Origin of the sequence: Pandoraea oxalativorans, from assembly GCF_000972785.3 — a bacterium.
GTDB lineage: Bacteria > Pseudomonadota > Gammaproteobacteria > Burkholderiales > Burkholderiaceae > Pandoraea > Pandoraea oxalativorans.
In genome coordinates, this window is sequence record NZ_CP011253.3 from 171,444 (window position 1) to 187,672 (window position 16,229).

The window sequence follows — 16,229 nt, forward strand, 5'->3', positions numbered from 1 at the left end:
CAAGGCACGCGTTGCTTAAATGGTAGCTATCGGGATGCAGTTATGAGACGACGAGCGACACATTGCGGCCCCCGAATATTTGAGACCCCGGGAGGAAGGATGGTACGCGAGGACATGTGTCATCTCTCGATGCTGCGCAACGCGGGCACGTTTGCGAGTTTTGCCGAACCGGAGGGGACATCGCCGAACCGGGAGTGCCTGCGCGCACTGGCGTGCGATGCGCTCGCCGGATTGCGACAGTCCTTGTGCACCGGCGTGCGTGAAGCGCTTTGTACACCGACGATCGACCTTCCGTCCGAACACGTGCTGTTGCCCGGCGTGTTGCCCGGCCGAGCGAAAGCGGACGTGAGCCACCGGCTGGCTCGCGTGAGACTGAGCGACGCAGCTCGCCGCATCGTTGCCGCATACGGCCGCGCTCAGACGGCCTTCGAGCGAAGTCAGGCGCAGGCGATGAGCGCAGATGTGGCGGTGGCCGAAGCCCAGGTCGTGCTCGATGTTCTGTCGCCGCACGATCCGCAGTACGCCCGTGCGAGCCACAAGCGTCAGACCGCGCTTGCGCAGGCAAGGGCAGCGGCGGCACAGGCGGACCGATGTTATCGATGGGTGCGCGAGAGCGGTATCGAATCGTGGGTCAGGTACCTCGCGCGATTGCCGGATTTTTCGCAGATGAGCGAGATGCGGCAGGACAGCGAACCTGTTGCGAAGCGCAGCCGCAGCGATTTCCGCTCGCTTCAGGCACGCGCCGCGTCGGGAGGTCGGCGCACTGCCGGTCCCCGACTCGCATTTATTCCAGCCGCCCGGCTGGCAGACAGAAGACCGGCCCGTTTTCGGGAATCGGAAGGAGGTAATTCGATGACACAAGCGGCAATGCAAGCAGAGATGGACGAAGGGCGCGTCACGAGCGCGATCTGGGATGCTGTCGTCGCCGGCGCAAGCCTCAAGGACATCCACGGCATTCCAAGCGAGACGATGGACGGCCTGTACGCGCACGCCTACGATTTTTACAGCAATGGGCAGTTGGCGCAGGCCGAAGCCTTCTTCCGCTTCCTCTGCATCTACGACTTCTACAACCCCGAGTACATCGTCGGACTGGCGGCAGTGTGTCAGCTCAAGGAGGAATACCAGAAGGCGGTCGATCTGTACGCGATGGCGTTCGCCGTCGGCAAGAACGATTACCGTCCGGTGTTTTACGCAGGCCAGTGTCAGATGATGATGCGGAATATGCCGCTTGCACGCGAATGTTTCGGTCTGGTGTGCGAGAGCAGCAGCGACGCCGATCTGCGCACGAAGGCCAAAGCCTATCTCGACGCTATCGGCGCCGAAGACATTAAAGACAAGGCGCCCGGCGCCAAGGAGGCGGCATGAGCACGATCGCCGCCGCTGCGCCCGGATTCGCGCCGCCTGCGGACGGTTCGAGCGATGTCGACGGACCCGCTGGAGGTCAAGGCGTCGACGGTGCGGGAACCCCGGTGCCGGACATCCGGGCCGGCATGCAAACCGTCATCCGGCAGATCATCGAGACCATGACATCGACGCCGACGTCGACGGGCGAGATGCCGAAAACGCAAGCCGATGCTCCCGCGCTCAAGCCGCCGTCGGGCGATGCACGCACGAGTCTGACGTATCTTTTGGGGCGCCTGACCGAGTTGTTCAGCGATTCGTCACTGTCGGATCTTCAGAATCGCCTCAAGCAGTCGCAGCTGGAAGCGGCGTCGCGTCGGGCAATGGCCGAGCAGAGTCAGGTCGAGTTCGATCAGGCGGTCGCCGCTGCGACGCACGCGCTGGACGCGCTCAACCAGGCCACCCAGCAGCTCACCGATGCCGAGCAGGCGCTGGCAAATGCGCAGGACACGCTCGCCAGCGCCAAGGCCGCGCTCGACGGCGCATCGCCGGGTACGCCCGAGTACGACGCGGCCACGCAGGCGTACGAGGCGGCGAAGTCGGGCTACGACGCTGCGAAAGGCAAGTACGACGAAGCGAAGCGCGAAGTAACGCAAGCGTTCGACGTCGCGAAGGAGGCGACGAAGAAGGCGGACGACATTCTCGGGAAGTTCCTCGGCAATCAGTGGCCGGGGATGCTCGACAAGGCGTCCACCGAAAAAAACGGCGAGAACATGGACGCGCTGATCTTTCTGATGGCAAAACTCGCGAAGTTGCTCGGCGACAGCGCGAACGAAGCCATTCAGGAGGACATGAAGTTCTTCGAGGCAATTCGCAAGGCGCGACAGGCCGATCTCGTCAAACAAAACGAAGCGTACGAAGCCAAAGTCAAGCAGGCGCAGAAGCTGAGCAACATATTCGGCATTTTCGGCAAGATTCTGGGGGCCGTGCTGGCGGTCGTCGGCGTTGTCGGTGCGGTATTCACCGGCGGCCTGAGCACCACGATGACGGTGGTCGGCGTCGCGTTGCTGGCCGATTCGGTCATGGGCGCGGCGACTGGCTTCTCGCTTGTCGGTGAGGCAATCAAACCGTTGATGAGCCACGTCATTCAGCCGCTGGCCTCGGAGATCGGCAAGTTCGTCGGATCGATGCTCCAGGAACTGGGCGTGGGCAAGGACACCGCCGAAATGATCGGCAACGTCGTCGGGGTGGTGGCCGCCGCGGCGGTCGCGATCGCATTCATCGCCGTCTCGGTCGTGGTGGGCGGTGCGGCAGCGGCGACCAATTTCGGCAAGATGCTCGGTGGCCTCGTGAGCGACCTGGTGAAGAAGCTCGTGCCCGACATGCTTCGCCAGGCAAGCAAGGCCGGGGCAAAGATGGTCGCTCAGGGCATGTCTTCGGCGGCGTCGCGACTGGGTGTCAAGGAAGGCAACGAGCAAATGTTCGCCAACACACTCAGGGGCGTGGTGACGTTCGGAGAACTTGCCCTGGGCAGCACGCAAGCCGCTGGCAACGCGGCCACCGGAACGTACCAGCAGCAAGCCACCAACGTCATGGCCGACATGATGATCGCACAGGACTCGCTGGACAAGATTACCGACTCGGTGAAGCAGTCGGCGGACCGCTTCGGCGCCGCCCAGAATGTGGTGTCCGCGATCGTCTCCCAGATGTCCGACGCGGCCAAAGCCCAACAGGAAGCACGAAAGTTTGTGCTCAACAACGTGCGTGCTTGAGTGAAAGGAGAAGTTCATGAGCCTCCCTATTCAGGATGTAACGTATCATCCGCTTGTGCCGATGCTGGACGCACTGGACAAGCCTCGGTCGCCGTCGTCGGTGTTGAGCCCTTCGCTCTTGTTCGCACCGCATCTGGATGACGATGACGCGCAGCGGCCATCGCTCGCGAGTCCGCCACCGCATGCCAATCGTCTCGACGCCATCGACTGGTTGCGTCAGCAGGACGACAAAAAGCGTATCGGTGTCGACCCCATGAGGAACGACGGCGACAAGGACATCGGCAGCAATGGGCTTGTCTCCGGCGCTGCACTGATTTTGTCGCTCGTCTATGCGTTCTACGTGCGCGCTTATGAAAACTCGGTCAAGCTGCGCAACAGGATGGCGGAGGTGAATGTCGACTCGGTGATGGCTGCGTCCGACGCTACCCGGCGTCAGGGCGATGCAGCGTTGTGGGGCGGTATTTCGTCCGGCGCTGTGCAACTGGCGTTCACCGCCATGGGCGCGTTCCTGAGCCTGAAAGGTCTCTCCGAAGGGCGCACGGCGCTGAAGACACCGCCGTCGACCCAGGATGTGACTCCGCCGCCCCCGCCGCCCTCGACCTCGCCCGACGTGCCGCCCGGCCCGAATGCGTCAACGGCCGCTGCGGGGCAGTCTCCGGTCAGTCGTCGTAACAGCATGGACGCCAGCGTGTTGGACGATGCCCCTGCGCCCCCGCGCCCGGATGCCGTGGATCGGGGTGATGCCCCGGATGTCGCGCCGCCCGCGACGAACCCCGACACCGACGCTGCGTCCGGACCCAATCCGCTCGATCAGGAAACGATGACCGGCGACGGGCGGCGGGCGCAGACCTCAGGGCAGGCGCTGATGATGTTGGGAAGCCCGCTTGCGGGCGTGACGAACGGCGCCAGCCGCTACAGCGAATTGATTGCCGCGCAGGATCAGAAGGTCAATGACAGTGGCGCGCAACTGTCCAAAGACGGTGTGAACACCATGCAAGAGCAATCGAACCGCGACAACTCGACGCTGACGGAAATGCTCCGCGCATTCGACAGCGTTTCACAGGCGTCCATCGGTGCGGTTTCGACCATTGCCAACAACCTGCGCGCATAACGCTCACTCGTCAAAGGACGAACGAATGACCAGTATCGTCACCGATCGCTTTCCGTTTGCCGCGCCGCTACGACCGAAGGACTTCGTGCCACCGGGAAAGCCGGAGAACCCATCGGGCGGCGTTCCCGGCCCAATGTCGTTGGATGCACCGTCGCCCGACCACGTGTTGATCGACGGCGTGGTCACAGGCGCCGACCGCTTCTGGAACGCATTCCGGATCGCAGGGCAAGACATGGGCGACGACGCCTGGGACGACGCTCGCATGGCAGGACACGATCTTGTCGCACGGGCACAGGGCCTGGCGCACAGCGATGTATCCATGCCGCAAGACCTGCGCGACCGGCTTCGCGGGAACGCACCGCCTCCCTCGGCGAATTCGTTGGGGGACAACGACATCGGCGTGGGCAACGACGACGATCCGGCGAAATGGAGCGACGCCGAGTTCTGGGATGCGATTTCGAAGTTGATCGGCGAGTTGAAGCACGGCTTCCTCGATACCTTCCAGGGAGCCGCGAAGCAGTATCTCGACTTCAGCCAGGCACTGACCGACATTGTGTCCAAATTGTCGTCGTGGATCACGACCAGGAACGATGGCAAGGAGGTGGAGCTCGACGTCGGGCAACTGAAAGAGGCGCTCGACAAGCTTCTCGAGAAATTCAAATTGCCGAGCAAGAATGCGGTGCTGTGGCCACCTCGGAAAAATGACGCCGACGGCAAGCATGGCGAGATCGAAGGCGGCACTAAGGAGGATGCCGCGAAGTGGGCGAAGGATCTCGGCCTGCCGGACAGCAGTGTGGTCGAGCAGCCACCGGGCAGCGGCAAGTACGTGGTGGTGATCGATACCGGTCCGATTCAGACGATGATCGATACCCTGCCCAAGGCAGACGACAACGGCCACGCGACGATGACCACGCAGCAACTGGAAATCTGGCGCAACGGTTTTACCGGGCAGGAGAATCAGGTGAAGACGACGTTGCAATCGTTGTCGCAGCGCTACACCACGGCGAACGCGAATAACGAGAATCTGGTGAAGGTTCTGAGCGGCGCGATTGCCTCCATGAGCGAATCGGCGAAAGGCTTCTACCGGTAATGACGACGGCGGGTAGACGTCGTCGCCCGCGTCGCCGACGTCACCAGCGTCACCGTTTCACCTCCAACCCCGCCCATCCCGGCGGGGTTTTTTGTGGACGCCTGCAACGGCTGCCGTCAGAGGGAGAACAACGTCTCCAGACGTGGGTCGTGACGATACAGGCGTTGCCATGGATACCAATCGGTGCGCATGCGTCGCCAGGCCTCGCGCGCGGCGCCGATGCCCTCCGTGTGAAGGATCAACGGCAGCAGTCCCGCGCGAACCTGGCGTGGATCGATTTCCGAGAGCAATTGGCGGGCGGCCCGCTTCGCCGATTCCCCGCCGCGTGCGAGTTCCACGTAATGACGGTTCACGCGCAACAGGCCCGCGTCGTCACCGGTCTCGCGCACGGACCGCACCAGCGCTTCGGCCTCGGCGTGGCGGGATTGGTGACAGAGCATGATGGCCATGGCGCTGGTGAGCACCGGATGATGCTGGCCAAGGCGCTGCAGACTGTCGCGGGCCACGACGATGGCCTCGTCCGTGCGGCGGTCGAAGAACATCGACCAGATCTTGAGAATCGCCGCGGCGAGCATGCTCGGGTCCTGCTCCAGTGCGATATCGAGCGCCATCTCTGCGGCCTTCGCTTCTCCTTTCAGGATGCAATGCCACGCGTGGTGATAGCGCACGTATGGGTTCGATGGCGCAGACCACAGGGCCCGGTCGAAAAGAATGTCCGCCACGCTCGATTCGAACTTCATGCTGTGCAACATCGCCAGCAGACTGACGGCGTGCGGATCGCGAGGCGCGAGCGCGAGGGCGGCCTCGACGGCCGCGCGTGCGCCGTGCATCGCCGCTTTCTGATCGAACAGCCCGAGATGGGCGAGCGCGAGGTAGCACTCGGCCTGCCCACAGTACGGCGCCGTTCGCGACGCACCTTCGCCCACGCACTGATGAAACAGCTGCAACGACTGCCGCAGGCTCGAAGGTGTATGTCGTTGAAGATGGAAGCGCGCGTGCAGGAACGTCGTGGCGCAGTCGAGCGAATCGAACGATTGCGAGAGATGGCGCGACGCGCAAAGCCCCGGGACGTGCTTTGTCACGATATCGGTGATGCGGGTCTCGAGGGGCAGCGTGTTGTCCGTATCGGTTAGTTCGAAGTCTTCGCTGCACAGCAATTGATGACCTTCGGAGCTCACCAGCTCAATACGCAGCCTGTCGCTTTCGATAGCGTGCCCGATAACGTAGTAATCGGGCGAGAAGCGCTCGACGAAGCGCGCAATGTCATGGCATTCGAGTACTGAGCGCGTAATGGAGGCGGGCAGGACACTCAGACCGTAGGCCGTGAACTCAAAGAAGCGCGTAACGAGCCGATCGTGCAGCATCAGCGTCTGCGCCGCATTCGGGAGACGGAACGGCATGATCGCGAGCGTGCATAACGCGGCCGCGCGTGTGGCAGCCGACACAATGGCCACAGAACGGCGAATACGGTACCCGGTGCCGTACACCGTCTCCACGATGCGATCGGACTTCTTTTCGCGAAGCACGCGTCGAATGGCGTAGATGCAGCGCGTGAGCGATTCTTCGCTCACGTCCTGATGCGGCCAGACCAGCGATAGCAGCCGGTCCTTGCTGACGTTTTCGCCGGCGGCGTCGAGCAATGTGCGCAGTACCGCTACCTCCTTGGGAGGCAGGCCGATTTGGCGGTCCCCTTGCCTGAGCACGCCATTCGCGTCCAACGTGAAATCACCGAACAAATAGACTTTTCCATTCTGCGGCGGACTGATCTGGTTCACGTGCCGATTCTCCTGCCGGCGAGCCCCACTGGACGCAAGCGAAGACGACTACGGGTCCGATCGGCCGCAAACCGGAAGTGTGCGAGACCTCTGCGCTCAGAATCATCGCCGCGGGGGGGCACCGGCGAAATCATGTTCCTCAAAGCGTGGAGACTATGCGAAGAACTCTCGATTCTGGGGGGCTCGGCGCAGCAATTTGGGCCAATTCCCGACGAATTTGGGTCGAAGGCGTTTTCTGATCTCGTCGGCATGGGCGAAAGATGAAATGCACTCCCGGGAGAAGACCGGGATCATGCCCAGAAGCAAGACATGTTCCCGAACGTCCCCAACCTACAAGAATTCATGGAAGCAGACCGTGAGTCCGGCACGTCGATTTCGGCATCAGCGCTGCGCCAGTTGGCGGTCACCCGTCAGGCGGACCGGTCGCTGCCCGTGGTGCACGGCGAAGTGGCCTTAGCACGAATCTGCGCCGCGATGCACGAGCGTTGGCAGGTCGATGCGACGATGCGCCACGAAACGATCTTTTTCGAGGCACGCGATCTGGACACGTGTTCGATTCGTCAGCCGGGCGGCACGCTCATCGAGCGATGTATGCGCGCCGTCGACGACGACGGCGCAGTCCGCGCTTTGACGATGAATCTCATGCTTTGCCGACGAGGCTTCCTCTTTGGCACGCGTGGACCGCTGCTGGTGCTGCATCGGTATGTCGCGCCGTGGGAGACCTTCGAGACGTGCATGGACGCGATCCACGATTTTCTGTACGTCTCGGACCGCGTCAAGCGCGTGGTGATGCCGTCATGAAACATGCCATTTCCATGCGGCTGCTCAGCGCGTTGCCGCAGACGTTCGGCACGTTCCTGCACGCGCGCTCGGCGGCGGATGTCGATCCGCTCTGGCTGCTCGAATATGCGCATGGTCACCTGACGTTCATGGTGTCGTTCGCAGGAAGGGGGTTCCCGGAAGTGCGATTCGGCGGCCGTACGGCGCAGTGCGAATCCTGGCTGTATGGCCCTTCGCTGTTCGAGTCGCGTCGCATGCTGCTGATGTATGGCAGCGCAGTGCGCGGCACCCGTGCAGATATCGTGGCTTGCATCGACATGATCTTGTCAGAGGTGGTTATGCGGTGATGCCGGCGCAAGCGCCTGCTTGCAGCAGCGCCGGAAGGCGCCGGTATTTGAGAGGGGGCAAAATTCTATGGCATATATAGTTCAGTCGACGCCGGACGTACACGTTTCGGTCGCAACGCCAGCGTCGGATCAGGTCGACATTTCGCAAAACGAATTCGACACTTGTATCGAGAACGACGATCGCCTCTTCCAGGCGAGCAACGATAGCGACGACGTGCCTGCCACGCGGCTGCACCGCGATGCCGGGACACCGCCGTTATCGCGCGCCGACACTCGCGTGGCGATCTCTGCGCTCTGGAGCGTCTATCAGAATTGCCGCACCACGCTGGGTCTGCCCGACAAGGGGCGCGGCCACGACAGGCTCAAGGGACAGGTGCGGGACTTCTTGCGCGGATCGTCGGGCGCGCAGATGTCGGCGCAGGAAATGCAGACGTGCTCCGAACTCTTTCGGTCGATGCAAAGCGCCCTGGAGCGCCACATCAACAAGAAGACCTGGGGGCAGAAGCTTGTTCCCGCAGCGTTGCGCGCCAGCCGTTCCCTGAAATGGCATTTCGAAGTCAGCGTCCATGAGTGCGTCAAACGGCGTTTGGATGACGGGCTGAAAGAACGGCTGGGTACGATGAAGCCGGGCGCGTCGCAGTCTTTCCGGATGCGCGGTGGCGTCGGTGCCAACGTGGTGCCCGGCGTGGGCGCAGGCATCACGTACGCAAGCGATTCGACCTTGTCCGTCACGCCTACAGAGTGGGTGGTCGATTCACGCACGGACAGGGTCACGCTCTCGGCCGACGCCGACGTACTGTCGTTTGTCGAAGCGGAGCTGGGACTGTCGGTCGCGGCGTCGCGCTCGGAAATTTACGGATCGCTGGTCGACTACGTCACAAACGCGAGCCACAAATTCACGACGTGGATCAAGCACAGCCCAATCGCGCTGATCGCCAAGATTCGTGACCTGTTTACGATCTCTTCGTCCTACGAGCACGACCGCGCACGCGCGGATTTCAGTAGCGATTGTCTGGAAGACGATCTGATCGCCCTGTGCGGCAAAAGCCTCGACATTGCGCGGTACGGTCTCACCACGCAGCCCGTCGAGCGTCAGGATACGTACATGGGCGAGGTGCACGCCGGTGTGTCTGCCAACATCGGTGTCTCGGCGAATCTCTCGGTGGCCGGTCGGAAGTTCGTGACGATCAAGCAGGCACGCCAGGACATCCTCTCGCTGGCCGACTCGAAGCCGGAGGTAGCGCGCCGCCTGTTGTCCGGATCGCCCCTTGTTTGCACGCCAGAGAAGTTGCTGGAGGTGATGAGAGGACACCTGAAACAGTCCAGCCGCGAGATCACGTCGGAGCTCATGACGGGGCGGCAAGGGCGCGGCATCGAGGACATGAAGGCACGCGCGCAATATCTGCTCGAACAGTTCGCGTTACTCAAACTCAGCGGCGAACTGGATCCCGAGGTCGAAGCTATCTTTATGGAGCTGTTCAAGGAGCGCGAGCGCATCTTGCGTCCTCACTCGCTGGCCGTCTACGAACTGAGCAGTCGTCAAAGCAAGTGGCAAGCCGAGCTGAATGCGGGCGTCGGGCTGGGCACGCTACTGCCGGACGGCGTTCATGGAAACGTCACGTACGAGAAAGTGACGGAGGACGAAGACCCCTATTACTGCGGCAGCTTTCTCATGATCGATCTCGCTGGTACTGTCGACGTCGCTAATTCCGTTGCGCAGGCGCTCGACGCGGTAGGCGTACGCGCGGGCAGCGTATGGGGCGTGGGCGAAATCCGCAACGCATTGAGCAACGTGGGCATCGATGCGGACGCGGGCGTGACGACGACGATGCGTTTCAAGCTCAAGGAAGACGGCGTCGCGCTGATGTATTCCATTCGCGGCGTCAGATCGACGTGTGGCGCAGGCGGGAAGACACCGACACCGGTGTCCGTGACGGCGGGCGTGTCGTGGGCCGACCACTCGGCGGACGTGCTGACCATCGGCAGCCATTGTCTCGACATGCTTGCGCCGATGATGCGTCAGCGTCTGACGAATGCGTCGGATGGCGGCGGCGCGTGGTGGCAGGACTTCTCGACGCGTCACAAGGACGAGCTAGACGAGATGTATTTCCAGATGGCGACGCCCGTGCGGGGAACGACGTTAGAAGCCGATCTTCAGCGCATCGTGCAGGAGGTGCCCGCCACACAACACTTGCTGGACGCACTGCGCGAGGCCGCCGCAGATCTCGCGCAGGCGCCGACCCCGAACCACCGGGAAAAAACGAATGCCGCGATGGCCGCGTTCATGCTCGCTTACGTGGAAGGCGGCTACGGCCAGAATGTATCGCGCAAGTGGCACCTTTCGGTGGACGGCAAGCGGTTGCCGGACCTCGAAGGCGAGGCCAACAGGGCTATGAGCGGCAATCGTGGCACTGGAAGCAATGGCAGCAATAGCGGCACTTCGGTGCTCGCTGCGTAGAAGCGATAGGTGAAGCGAGCCAGGAAGGAGGCTACAGGGCGTGGCTCGCGTCACGCCCTGTAGCGACGTCAACGGTTCGTGTTATGCGCCACTACAGGCCCCGGGGGCCGGTGGTTTGGGCGGTACCAGATTGGGGGGGGGAACGCCGATGGACGGCTGTGCTGGCAGTCGTTGCGAAAGCGACGATGCCGTCGCTGCGTCGTGCGTGTTGCGTCCCACGGAACCCATGGCAAGCGTATCCGCGTTCGTCACAGCGGGGTGTTTCAGTGCATTCCGCGCGCGAAACGCAGCAAGTTTGGTTTGTGCGTCATTGATCAGGCGGTCATCGTTCGCCGGGCCTTCGACCTTGAAGGGGTGAATGGGAAGTGACGAATTCGGTGTTCTCTGCGTAGATCCACCAACACCGCTTCGAACGGAAAGACGCCCGACAGACTGCACCGCCCGGCTGTTCAGGACCCTGAGCAGCCGGGACGCTTTCACGCCCGAGAAGACAGCGCGTATCTGCGCGGCGAACCGAGTCCATGCCGACGGCATGCGTTTGGGTGAGATCTCCCGATTCAGAATGAAATTGCACGCCCGCACGCTTTGCTGCGGATGAAGGTGATAGTCGAACCCGCCGTATTGAACGACAACGCCGCACTTGTTTATGCCGATCTTCGTATCCGATGGCATGGAGCTTAGTTGCACGCGTAAATCGTCGGTGTCTCTCGACAGTAGAACGGGCATGATTAGCTCCTGTGAATGATGGGGTCAGTGGGCCGCAGGCAGCGCTTGGGCGACATCCAGCAGTTCGCCGAATGCGTCGGCCAGCGTGGCACGGTCCTGCCCGTCGAGCGGCATCTTCATCCAGCAATTGAGCGTGCCGTTGTCATTGAGCGAAAACACCGGCTGGCGGAAGTCCGCGCGCAGATGATTGGCCTGCAGGGCGGCTGCCAGGGCGTCGGTCGTCGGCGTTTCGTTGATTTCGGCAAGCATGAACCAGGACACCTGATCGATTGCGCCGAAGTGCAGCGACATGCGGTCTTCGACATCGAGACTCACGACTTCCTGATCGGGGGCCGGTTCGAAGGCGAAAAAGCCGATGTGTTGCAGCAACTCACCGACAACGTTGTGAAAGGAATGCAGGTCTTGCATCGGGGACCGTCCTTGAGAGAGGGGATGAAAGGGAATCGCTGTCGGGCGCTGGGTTGGCGTCGCCGACATCGCTGGGATCGGGTGCCGACGTGTCGTGTGCAGGTCTCGTCGTGCCGCGCCGATGGCGAGTACGCGCGAGGCGGGTCAGCTCCTGATGCTGGCGGAACGTCGGATCGAACTTCGTCGACCCGATGCGGATGTCGCGCAACACGGTGTCCAGCGTGGGATTGCCCGGGTCCAGCAGCACGCTCGCGGCGAGCCACATGCCCAGACGCGCCGTGCGGTGCGTCGATTGCACGATGGGCAGATTTGTCGGCGCGATACGCGTCTGCGTCCGATAAAAATCCTGACGTCGCAAGTGTTGTGCGGGTGTCGTCGCTTTGAGCCGTTCGGCGGCCTGATACAGATGGGACAGGGCTTCGGCGCGAACGATGGCGTCGCCGTCGTCGCTCCACGCCTGCAGCGCGGGAAACGTGACAACGTCGCACCCGTGCGTGATAGAGACGACGCACGTGCGCAAATGTGTGCCCCGCTGCCCGCAGTCGCTTTGCGTCAACAGATAACTGCTGTAGCCGATGTCGCCGAAACGACGGCTCGTTGGCGCGAGCAGTGGATAGGCGGCGTTGCGGGCGAGCAGTTCGTCGTCTGAGGCGAGCGTGATCAGCAGGGCGGGCGGCGCGGTCAACCAGCGCCGCAGATAGCGCTCGATGTCGGGCGCATGAGGCGGCTCGCGACGTACGGCCAGCGCGCGCTTTGCGTGTGTAAGCATCTGCGAATCGCGGGGCGATTTCTCGGCCGTCGGCTGGCGCGTGAGCGTTAGCGCCTGCGTCGGCGGCACGGGAACCGAACGCCGGGATGCCACGGTCGCGCTGCTTCCGGGGGAGGGGGGCACGGGGGCCTGGGGCGACATGGCGGGTCTCCTGTTGCGATCGCGTCGCGTGAAGGGGGCAGGAAGGAACGGCGCTTCGTACCGTTCATCAGGGGTTGCGAAGGCGTTGCGCGATTTGACGACGCCGACGTAGCGGATCGATGGATCGACGAATCAACGAATCGACAATTCAGCGATGTTTGAGCAACGGTCTTCGGAGGTCATCGGCAAATGCGCCGACGACGTCGAGCTGATGGTCGGTGCCGATCAGGTGTGGGGACGTCGTGAGCCGGATGTCGGTGACGATTTCCTCCACGCTGAGAGGCTCGTGAACGTCGCGCGGCATGGCGAGCGCCGCAACCAGACCCCCGGCGATGCCCTCGGGCTCGTCGAAAACGATCACGGGGTATCCGGTGGGGATGCTGCCCGTGGACGTGCCGCTCGTGTCGTCCGGCGGCGACGCATGTCGCATGGCGTTTTCGACGAACTGCAACGTTTGCGTCACGTACAGCCGGTCGGACGACACATCCGTTGCATGTCGGTAGGGCGCGTGAAGTACCGAGAACGTGACCTCGCTCGCGCTGGTGCGAAGCGTCGTGGCGTACACGCTGAAGTCGGTGACGAAGGTCGCGGCCGTGCTGGTGGTGATGTGGCGTCGGCTCACGCGAATGGCGCCCTCGTGACGCTCGGCCCCGTGCGGCTCGCACTGCGGGGTGACGTGTACGACGACCGACGGACGCAGCTTCATTAGCAGCCACAAGAAGGCTTCGAGCGCACCCGGCTGCGGCGTCTGGCAGACGACCGCTAGGGGCTGATGATTCACGCGAATGACATTGGCCGGCAGCAACGCACCGTCGAAACTCCTCAACGCCGTGTGACGCGCAACCCAAAGCGTGCGGTGGTGACGGGTCGACACCTCGCGGTGATAGTGATCGCGATAGGACGCGTTACTCTGCGTGACGAGCTTGTAGTGGCCCACGACATGCTGGGCCGATCCCATGCGGTGTTTGAGCTCGGACAGCGCGTCCTGCGGACGGTCGTTCCCGAGCAGATCGACGGCACAGGTATCCGGATTGCCGCGCCAGTCGAGCTGCCGTTTGATGCCTTGCAGCAGACGGGTCCTCACGGCGGCTGTGGCGTTGCGCAGGAGCCAGACGATGACGAACGGCTGATCGAGTCGCATGGCGCGCACGCCGGGACGCACGGTGTCCGGCCCGCCGGTGCGTGCGACCGATGACGCATGCGTGCGCCACTGGGCGCACGCCTCGGCATCGGCCAGCGCGGCAAGCGCCATGTCGCGCGCGCGACGCCACAGATGCGGATGTCGGTAAGCGCTCCATCCCACGAGCAGAACCAGATGACCGTCGCGATTCACACCGACGGTCGTACGGGCAGGATCGACAGCGTTTCGACAGATCAGACGATGAAGCTGCTCGGCTTCGTCACTGGTCATGGTGGCGGCGTTGATCTGGGTATGGATCGATGCCATGCGTTGAAATGCCTCCCGATTCCAGAGCGTTCGAAAGACAATGGTCGTGCCCGCAGCGCTAAGCCGCTTGCAGGTTTGGCTCATCGTATACGCCGCATACGCCGCATATGCCGTATACGCCGGGGTATGGCGGCTGAGGGCGGGGTCGGCAACGGCGTGTGCATCGAGAGGCTCGGGCGCGTGCGGAGGGGCCGCGAAGACTACGAACCGCTGTTCACGAGCATCGTTCGGATCAATGCATCCTTGGCTACGCCTGCCTGATGCAACGCGTCGAGGAAGGCCGGGGAGGTGTCGATGCTGCGGGCGCTTGTTGGCGCGTTGTCGGACGCCGCTTGCGGTGGCGTGCCGGGCAAGAACTCGAACGAGTGCGACGACGCCGTCGACGGTGAGGGGCTGGACGGCAGCGGATGATGCATAAAGGGCGAGTCGATCTTGCGCGGTGGCCGCGTCGGTGCGTTCACGGGCACAGTAGGGCGAGGCTTCGGAACGGGGATGCGGTTGAGCGTCGCTTCCGTTGGCTGCTCAGGTTCGGCCCGATGCTCCGTGGCCGCCGGGATCGCGTCGCCGTTATCCGCAGTCGATGCCAACCCTTTCAATTCCTGCAACGCCATCGGCGGCTGCGTTGTGATCCGCACGTTCGCCTGCGAGTGCGGCGAACGGGGACCGCCTCTCGACAGGATTTTGCCGGGCATGCCTGCGAGTAAAGATTCGAAGCGGACGGTCTTCTCGGACGCGCCGACGATCTTTCGCAGCGCATTGGCCAGGTTCATCCGCCTGATCAGCGTATCGGTAGACTGCGTGCCCAGTCGGAGGTCTTTGAACCTGAGCGCAGCCCGCAACGACGTGCTTGTGTGCGTCGACAAGTCGTTCGCCTTGATGAGCTTCTCCGCCCGGTAACATTGCTGGAGGTGCAGCAGGAATGCCTTGCCCTTGAAGACAACGAGCTGGCCTTTGTCGTTGATGCCGATGCGCCCATTCTCGATGGTCGCGCCGTTGCCCGGCTCCCCCAACCTGTCGAGCGTGGGGCGCGAATGGTGCGCGACCGATTGCAGCGAGATACTCGTCATAGCCTGATTTTTCCTCTCGATGGGGTTTTAGCCGGGGTAGCGCTGCATCGACTCGACCCGCGCTGGCGACATCGGGCGCTCGGCTTTCAGGTCGTTAGCGGTGTAGACGGGGGTCGGGTCGCCGTAGACCATCCGTGCACAACTGATGTTCCTTTGCAGCACCGACTGGCTGCACTTGGGCGGGATTGTTGGCTTTGCCTCGCATTCGGTCGGCGCCTCCGGGAGGGCGTCGCTCAGCGAACCGACCGCGACGGTGGGGGTGTCGTTGCCCGCAGATTCGCGGTACTTATCCCAGATCTTCATTGCCTCCGCCATGATGGTGAGATAAAACTCGCCGTGCTTAGCCGGGCCAGTCCATGTCGCGGGCGCAATCGATGAAACCGATTCCGCACGTGTCGTCAGCAAGACCGGCATCGCAGCTTTGGCTCCGATATTGCGGTCCGTTTCATTCGACCGGTTCAGCCTGAAGATCAGTTCGCTCACCGGCCGTTTATCCAGTCGGACGCTGTTGAGCTTGAGCGAGGACACCAGCGAAGCGACGGACGACTTTCTTTCGGCGATCAGTTCGTGCGCTTTCAGAAGCGCTTTGGCGCGGTGACATTGCCTGAGATGCAGGACAAACTCCATGCCTTTGAAGACAGTGATCTGGCCGTCCTTGCGAATGCCGATTCGTCCTTTCGCAACCCCTTCGCTTGCCTGAGCGTTCAGCATGTCGAGTGTGGCGCGCGAATTTTGTGCAACGGTTTGTAGCGAGAGGTTCATGCTCATCGCGAAGTGCTCCTTCGGTTGTGTGCATGACGCCTGTCGGCCGACGTCATCTCAATGAAGACCGCGAACTCGGCGAATGCACGTGTGTTTCGTTTAAGCCTCGTTTGTATCGGATTTGGACTAAGACGAATCCCACGTTTCGCTCACTGAAATCGACGAAAGCTTCGGCTGGAAACAAAAACGGCAGAGCGTAGGCTCTGCCGTTGTGCGGGTGACGCATCGATGCGTC

At 62.6% G+C, this 16,229-nt stretch carries 14 protein-coding genes; 7 read left to right on the top strand and 7 right to left on the bottom strand.

The window, feature by feature from the left end:
• The first annotated feature begins 99 nt into the window (after nucleotides 1-99).
• Genes sicA through MB84_RS30460 form a run of 4 tightly spaced genes read left to right on the top strand, consistent with a single transcriptional unit; the run spans nucleotide 100 to nucleotide 5,314 of the window.
• Nucleotides 100-1,365: a type III secretion system translocator chaperone SicA gene (gene sicA, locus MB84_RS31410; protein ID WP_281192314.1), complete on the top strand. Its 1,266-nt coding sequence runs from the start codon at nucleotides 100-102 to the stop codon at nucleotides 1,363-1,365.
• Entirely contained in the window at nucleotides 1,362-3,113 is a 1,752-nt protein-coding gene (sctE, locus tag MB84_RS00760) for a type III secretion system translocon subunit SseC family protein (protein WP_046290374.1), read from the top strand. Before sicA ends, sctE begins: the two co-directional genes overlap by 4 nt.
• A 16-nt stretch (nucleotides 3,114-3,129) precedes the next feature.
• Entirely contained in the window at nucleotides 3,130-4,224 is a 1,095-nt protein-coding gene (locus MB84_RS00765) for an IpaC/SipC family type III secretion system effector (protein ID WP_046290375.1), read from the top strand.
• A 25-nt stretch (nucleotides 4,225-4,249) separates the two neighbouring features.
• Nucleotides 4,250-5,314: an IpaD/SipD/SspD family type III secretion system needle tip protein gene (locus MB84_RS30460; RefSeq protein WP_084009541.1), complete on the top strand. Its 1,065-nt coding sequence runs from the start codon at nucleotides 4,250-4,252 to the stop codon at nucleotides 5,312-5,314.
• A 116-nt stretch (nucleotides 5,315-5,430) separates the two neighbouring features.
• Here MB84_RS30460 and MB84_RS00775 read toward each other — a convergent pair whose 3' ends face one another.
• Nucleotides 5,431-7,089, bottom strand: coding sequence for a winged helix-turn-helix domain-containing protein (locus tag MB84_RS00775; protein WP_052652826.1), 1,659 nt, complete (start codon nucleotides 7,087-7,089; stop codon nucleotides 5,431-5,433).
• Nucleotides 7,090-7,431: 342 nt separating this feature from the next.
• Between MB84_RS00775 and MB84_RS00780 the strand changes: the two genes are divergently transcribed.
• From MB84_RS00780 to MB84_RS00790, 3 genes are all read left to right on the top strand, one after another.
• Nucleotides 7,432-7,890, top strand: a complete 459-nt coding sequence (locus tag MB84_RS00780) for a hypothetical protein (protein WP_052652829.1) — start codon at nucleotides 7,432-7,434, stop codon at nucleotides 7,888-7,890.
• Nucleotides 7,887-8,216, top strand: coding sequence for a hypothetical protein (locus MB84_RS00785; protein ID WP_046290377.1), 330 nt, complete (start codon nucleotides 7,887-7,889; stop codon nucleotides 8,214-8,216). The genes MB84_RS00780 and MB84_RS00785 overlap by 4 nt, the downstream gene beginning before the upstream one ends.
• 67 nt (nucleotides 8,217-8,283) lie before the next feature.
• Nucleotides 8,284-10,674, top strand: a complete 2,391-nt coding sequence (locus tag MB84_RS00790; protein WP_046290378.1) for a hypothetical protein — start codon at nucleotides 8,284-8,286, stop codon at nucleotides 10,672-10,674.
• Between the two features lie 81 nt (nucleotides 10,675-10,755).
• Here the strand turns inward: MB84_RS00790 and MB84_RS29725 are convergent, their stop codons facing one another.
• From MB84_RS29725 to MB84_RS00815, 6 genes are all read right to left on the bottom strand, one after another.
• The gene (locus tag MB84_RS29725; RefSeq protein ID WP_157122600.1) at nucleotides 10,756-11,400 is read right to left on the bottom strand and encodes a hypothetical protein; all 645 of its coding nucleotides are present in this window, start codon (nucleotides 11,398-11,400) and stop codon (nucleotides 10,756-10,758) included.
• A 24-nt stretch (nucleotides 11,401-11,424) separates the two neighbouring features.
• Entirely contained in the window at nucleotides 11,425-11,808 is a 384-nt protein-coding gene (locus MB84_RS00795; protein ID WP_169834971.1) for a CesT family type III secretion system chaperone, read from the bottom strand.
• On the bottom strand, nucleotides 11,771-12,577 hold the full coding sequence (locus tag MB84_RS00800) for a hypothetical protein (protein ID WP_169834972.1): 807 nt from the start codon (nucleotides 12,575-12,577) through the stop codon (nucleotides 11,771-11,773). Before MB84_RS00800 ends, MB84_RS00795 begins: the two co-directional genes overlap by 38 nt.
• A 289-nt stretch (nucleotides 12,578-12,866) precedes the next feature.
• Nucleotides 12,867-14,249 carry a protein-tyrosine phosphatase family protein gene (locus MB84_RS00805; RefSeq protein WP_157122602.1) on the bottom strand — a complete coding sequence of 461 codons (1,383 nt, stop codon included), beginning with the start codon at nucleotides 14,247-14,249 and terminating at the stop codon, nucleotides 12,867-12,869.
• A gap of 116 nt (nucleotides 14,250-14,365) precedes the next feature.
• Nucleotides 14,366-15,232, bottom strand: a complete 867-nt coding sequence (locus MB84_RS00810; protein ID WP_046290382.1) for a hypothetical protein — start codon at nucleotides 15,230-15,232, stop codon at nucleotides 14,366-14,368.
• 27 nt (nucleotides 15,233-15,259) lie between these two features.
• Complete coding sequence (locus MB84_RS00815; RefSeq protein WP_046290383.1) at nucleotides 15,260-16,000, bottom strand: hypothetical protein; 741 nt, start codon at nucleotides 15,998-16,000, stop codon at nucleotides 15,260-15,262.
• Nucleotides 16,001-16,229 lie beyond the last annotated feature (229 nt).

What these genes read in the sequence shown, in the direction of transcription:
- MB84_RS30460 (WP_084009541.1), top strand. Translation starts at nt 4,250, where the DNA reads ATGACCAGTATCGTCACCGATCGCTTTCCGTTTGCCGCGCCGCTACGA.
- MB84_RS00765 (WP_046290375.1), top strand. Translation starts at nt 3,130, where the DNA reads ATGAGCCTCCCTATTCAGGATGTAACGTATCATCCGCTTGTGCCGATG.
- MB84_RS00790 (WP_046290378.1), top strand. Translation starts at nt 8,284, where the DNA reads ATGGCATATATAGTTCAGTCGACGCCGGACGTACACGTTTCGGTCGCA.
- MB84_RS00810 (WP_046290382.1), bottom strand. Translation starts at nt 15,232, where the DNA reads ATGACGAGTATCTCGCTGCAATCGGTCGCGCACCATTCGCGCCCCACG.
- MB84_RS00800 (WP_169834972.1), bottom strand. Translation starts at nt 12,577, where the DNA reads ATGCTTACACACGCAAAGCGCGCGCTGGCCGTACGTCGCGAGCCGCCT.
- MB84_RS00785 (WP_046290377.1), top strand. Translation starts at nt 7,887, where the DNA reads ATGAAACATGCCATTTCCATGCGGCTGCTCAGCGCGTTGCCGCAGACG.
- MB84_RS00805 (WP_157122602.1), bottom strand. Translation starts at nt 14,249, where the DNA reads ATGAGCCAAACCTGCAAGCGGCTTAGCGCTGCGGGCACGACCATTGTC.
- MB84_RS29725 (WP_157122600.1), bottom strand. Translation starts at nt 11,400, where the DNA reads ATGCCCGTTCTACTGTCGAGAGACACCGACGATTTACGCGTGCAACTA.
- MB84_RS00780 (WP_052652829.1), top strand. Translation starts at nt 7,432, where the DNA reads ATGGAAGCAGACCGTGAGTCCGGCACGTCGATTTCGGCATCAGCGCTG.
- MB84_RS00795 (WP_169834971.1), bottom strand. Translation starts at nt 11,808, where the DNA reads ATGCAAGACCTGCATTCCTTTCACAACGTTGTCGGTGAGTTGCTGCAA.
- sctE (WP_046290374.1), top strand. Translation starts at nt 1,362, where the DNA reads ATGAGCACGATCGCCGCCGCTGCGCCCGGATTCGCGCCGCCTGCGGAC.
- MB84_RS00815 (WP_046290383.1), bottom strand. Translation starts at nt 16,000, where the DNA reads ATGAGCATGAACCTCTCGCTACAAACCGTTGCACAAAATTCGCGCGCC.
- sicA (WP_281192314.1), top strand. Translation starts at nt 100, where the DNA reads ATGGTACGCGAGGACATGTGTCATCTCTCGATGCTGCGCAACGCGGGC.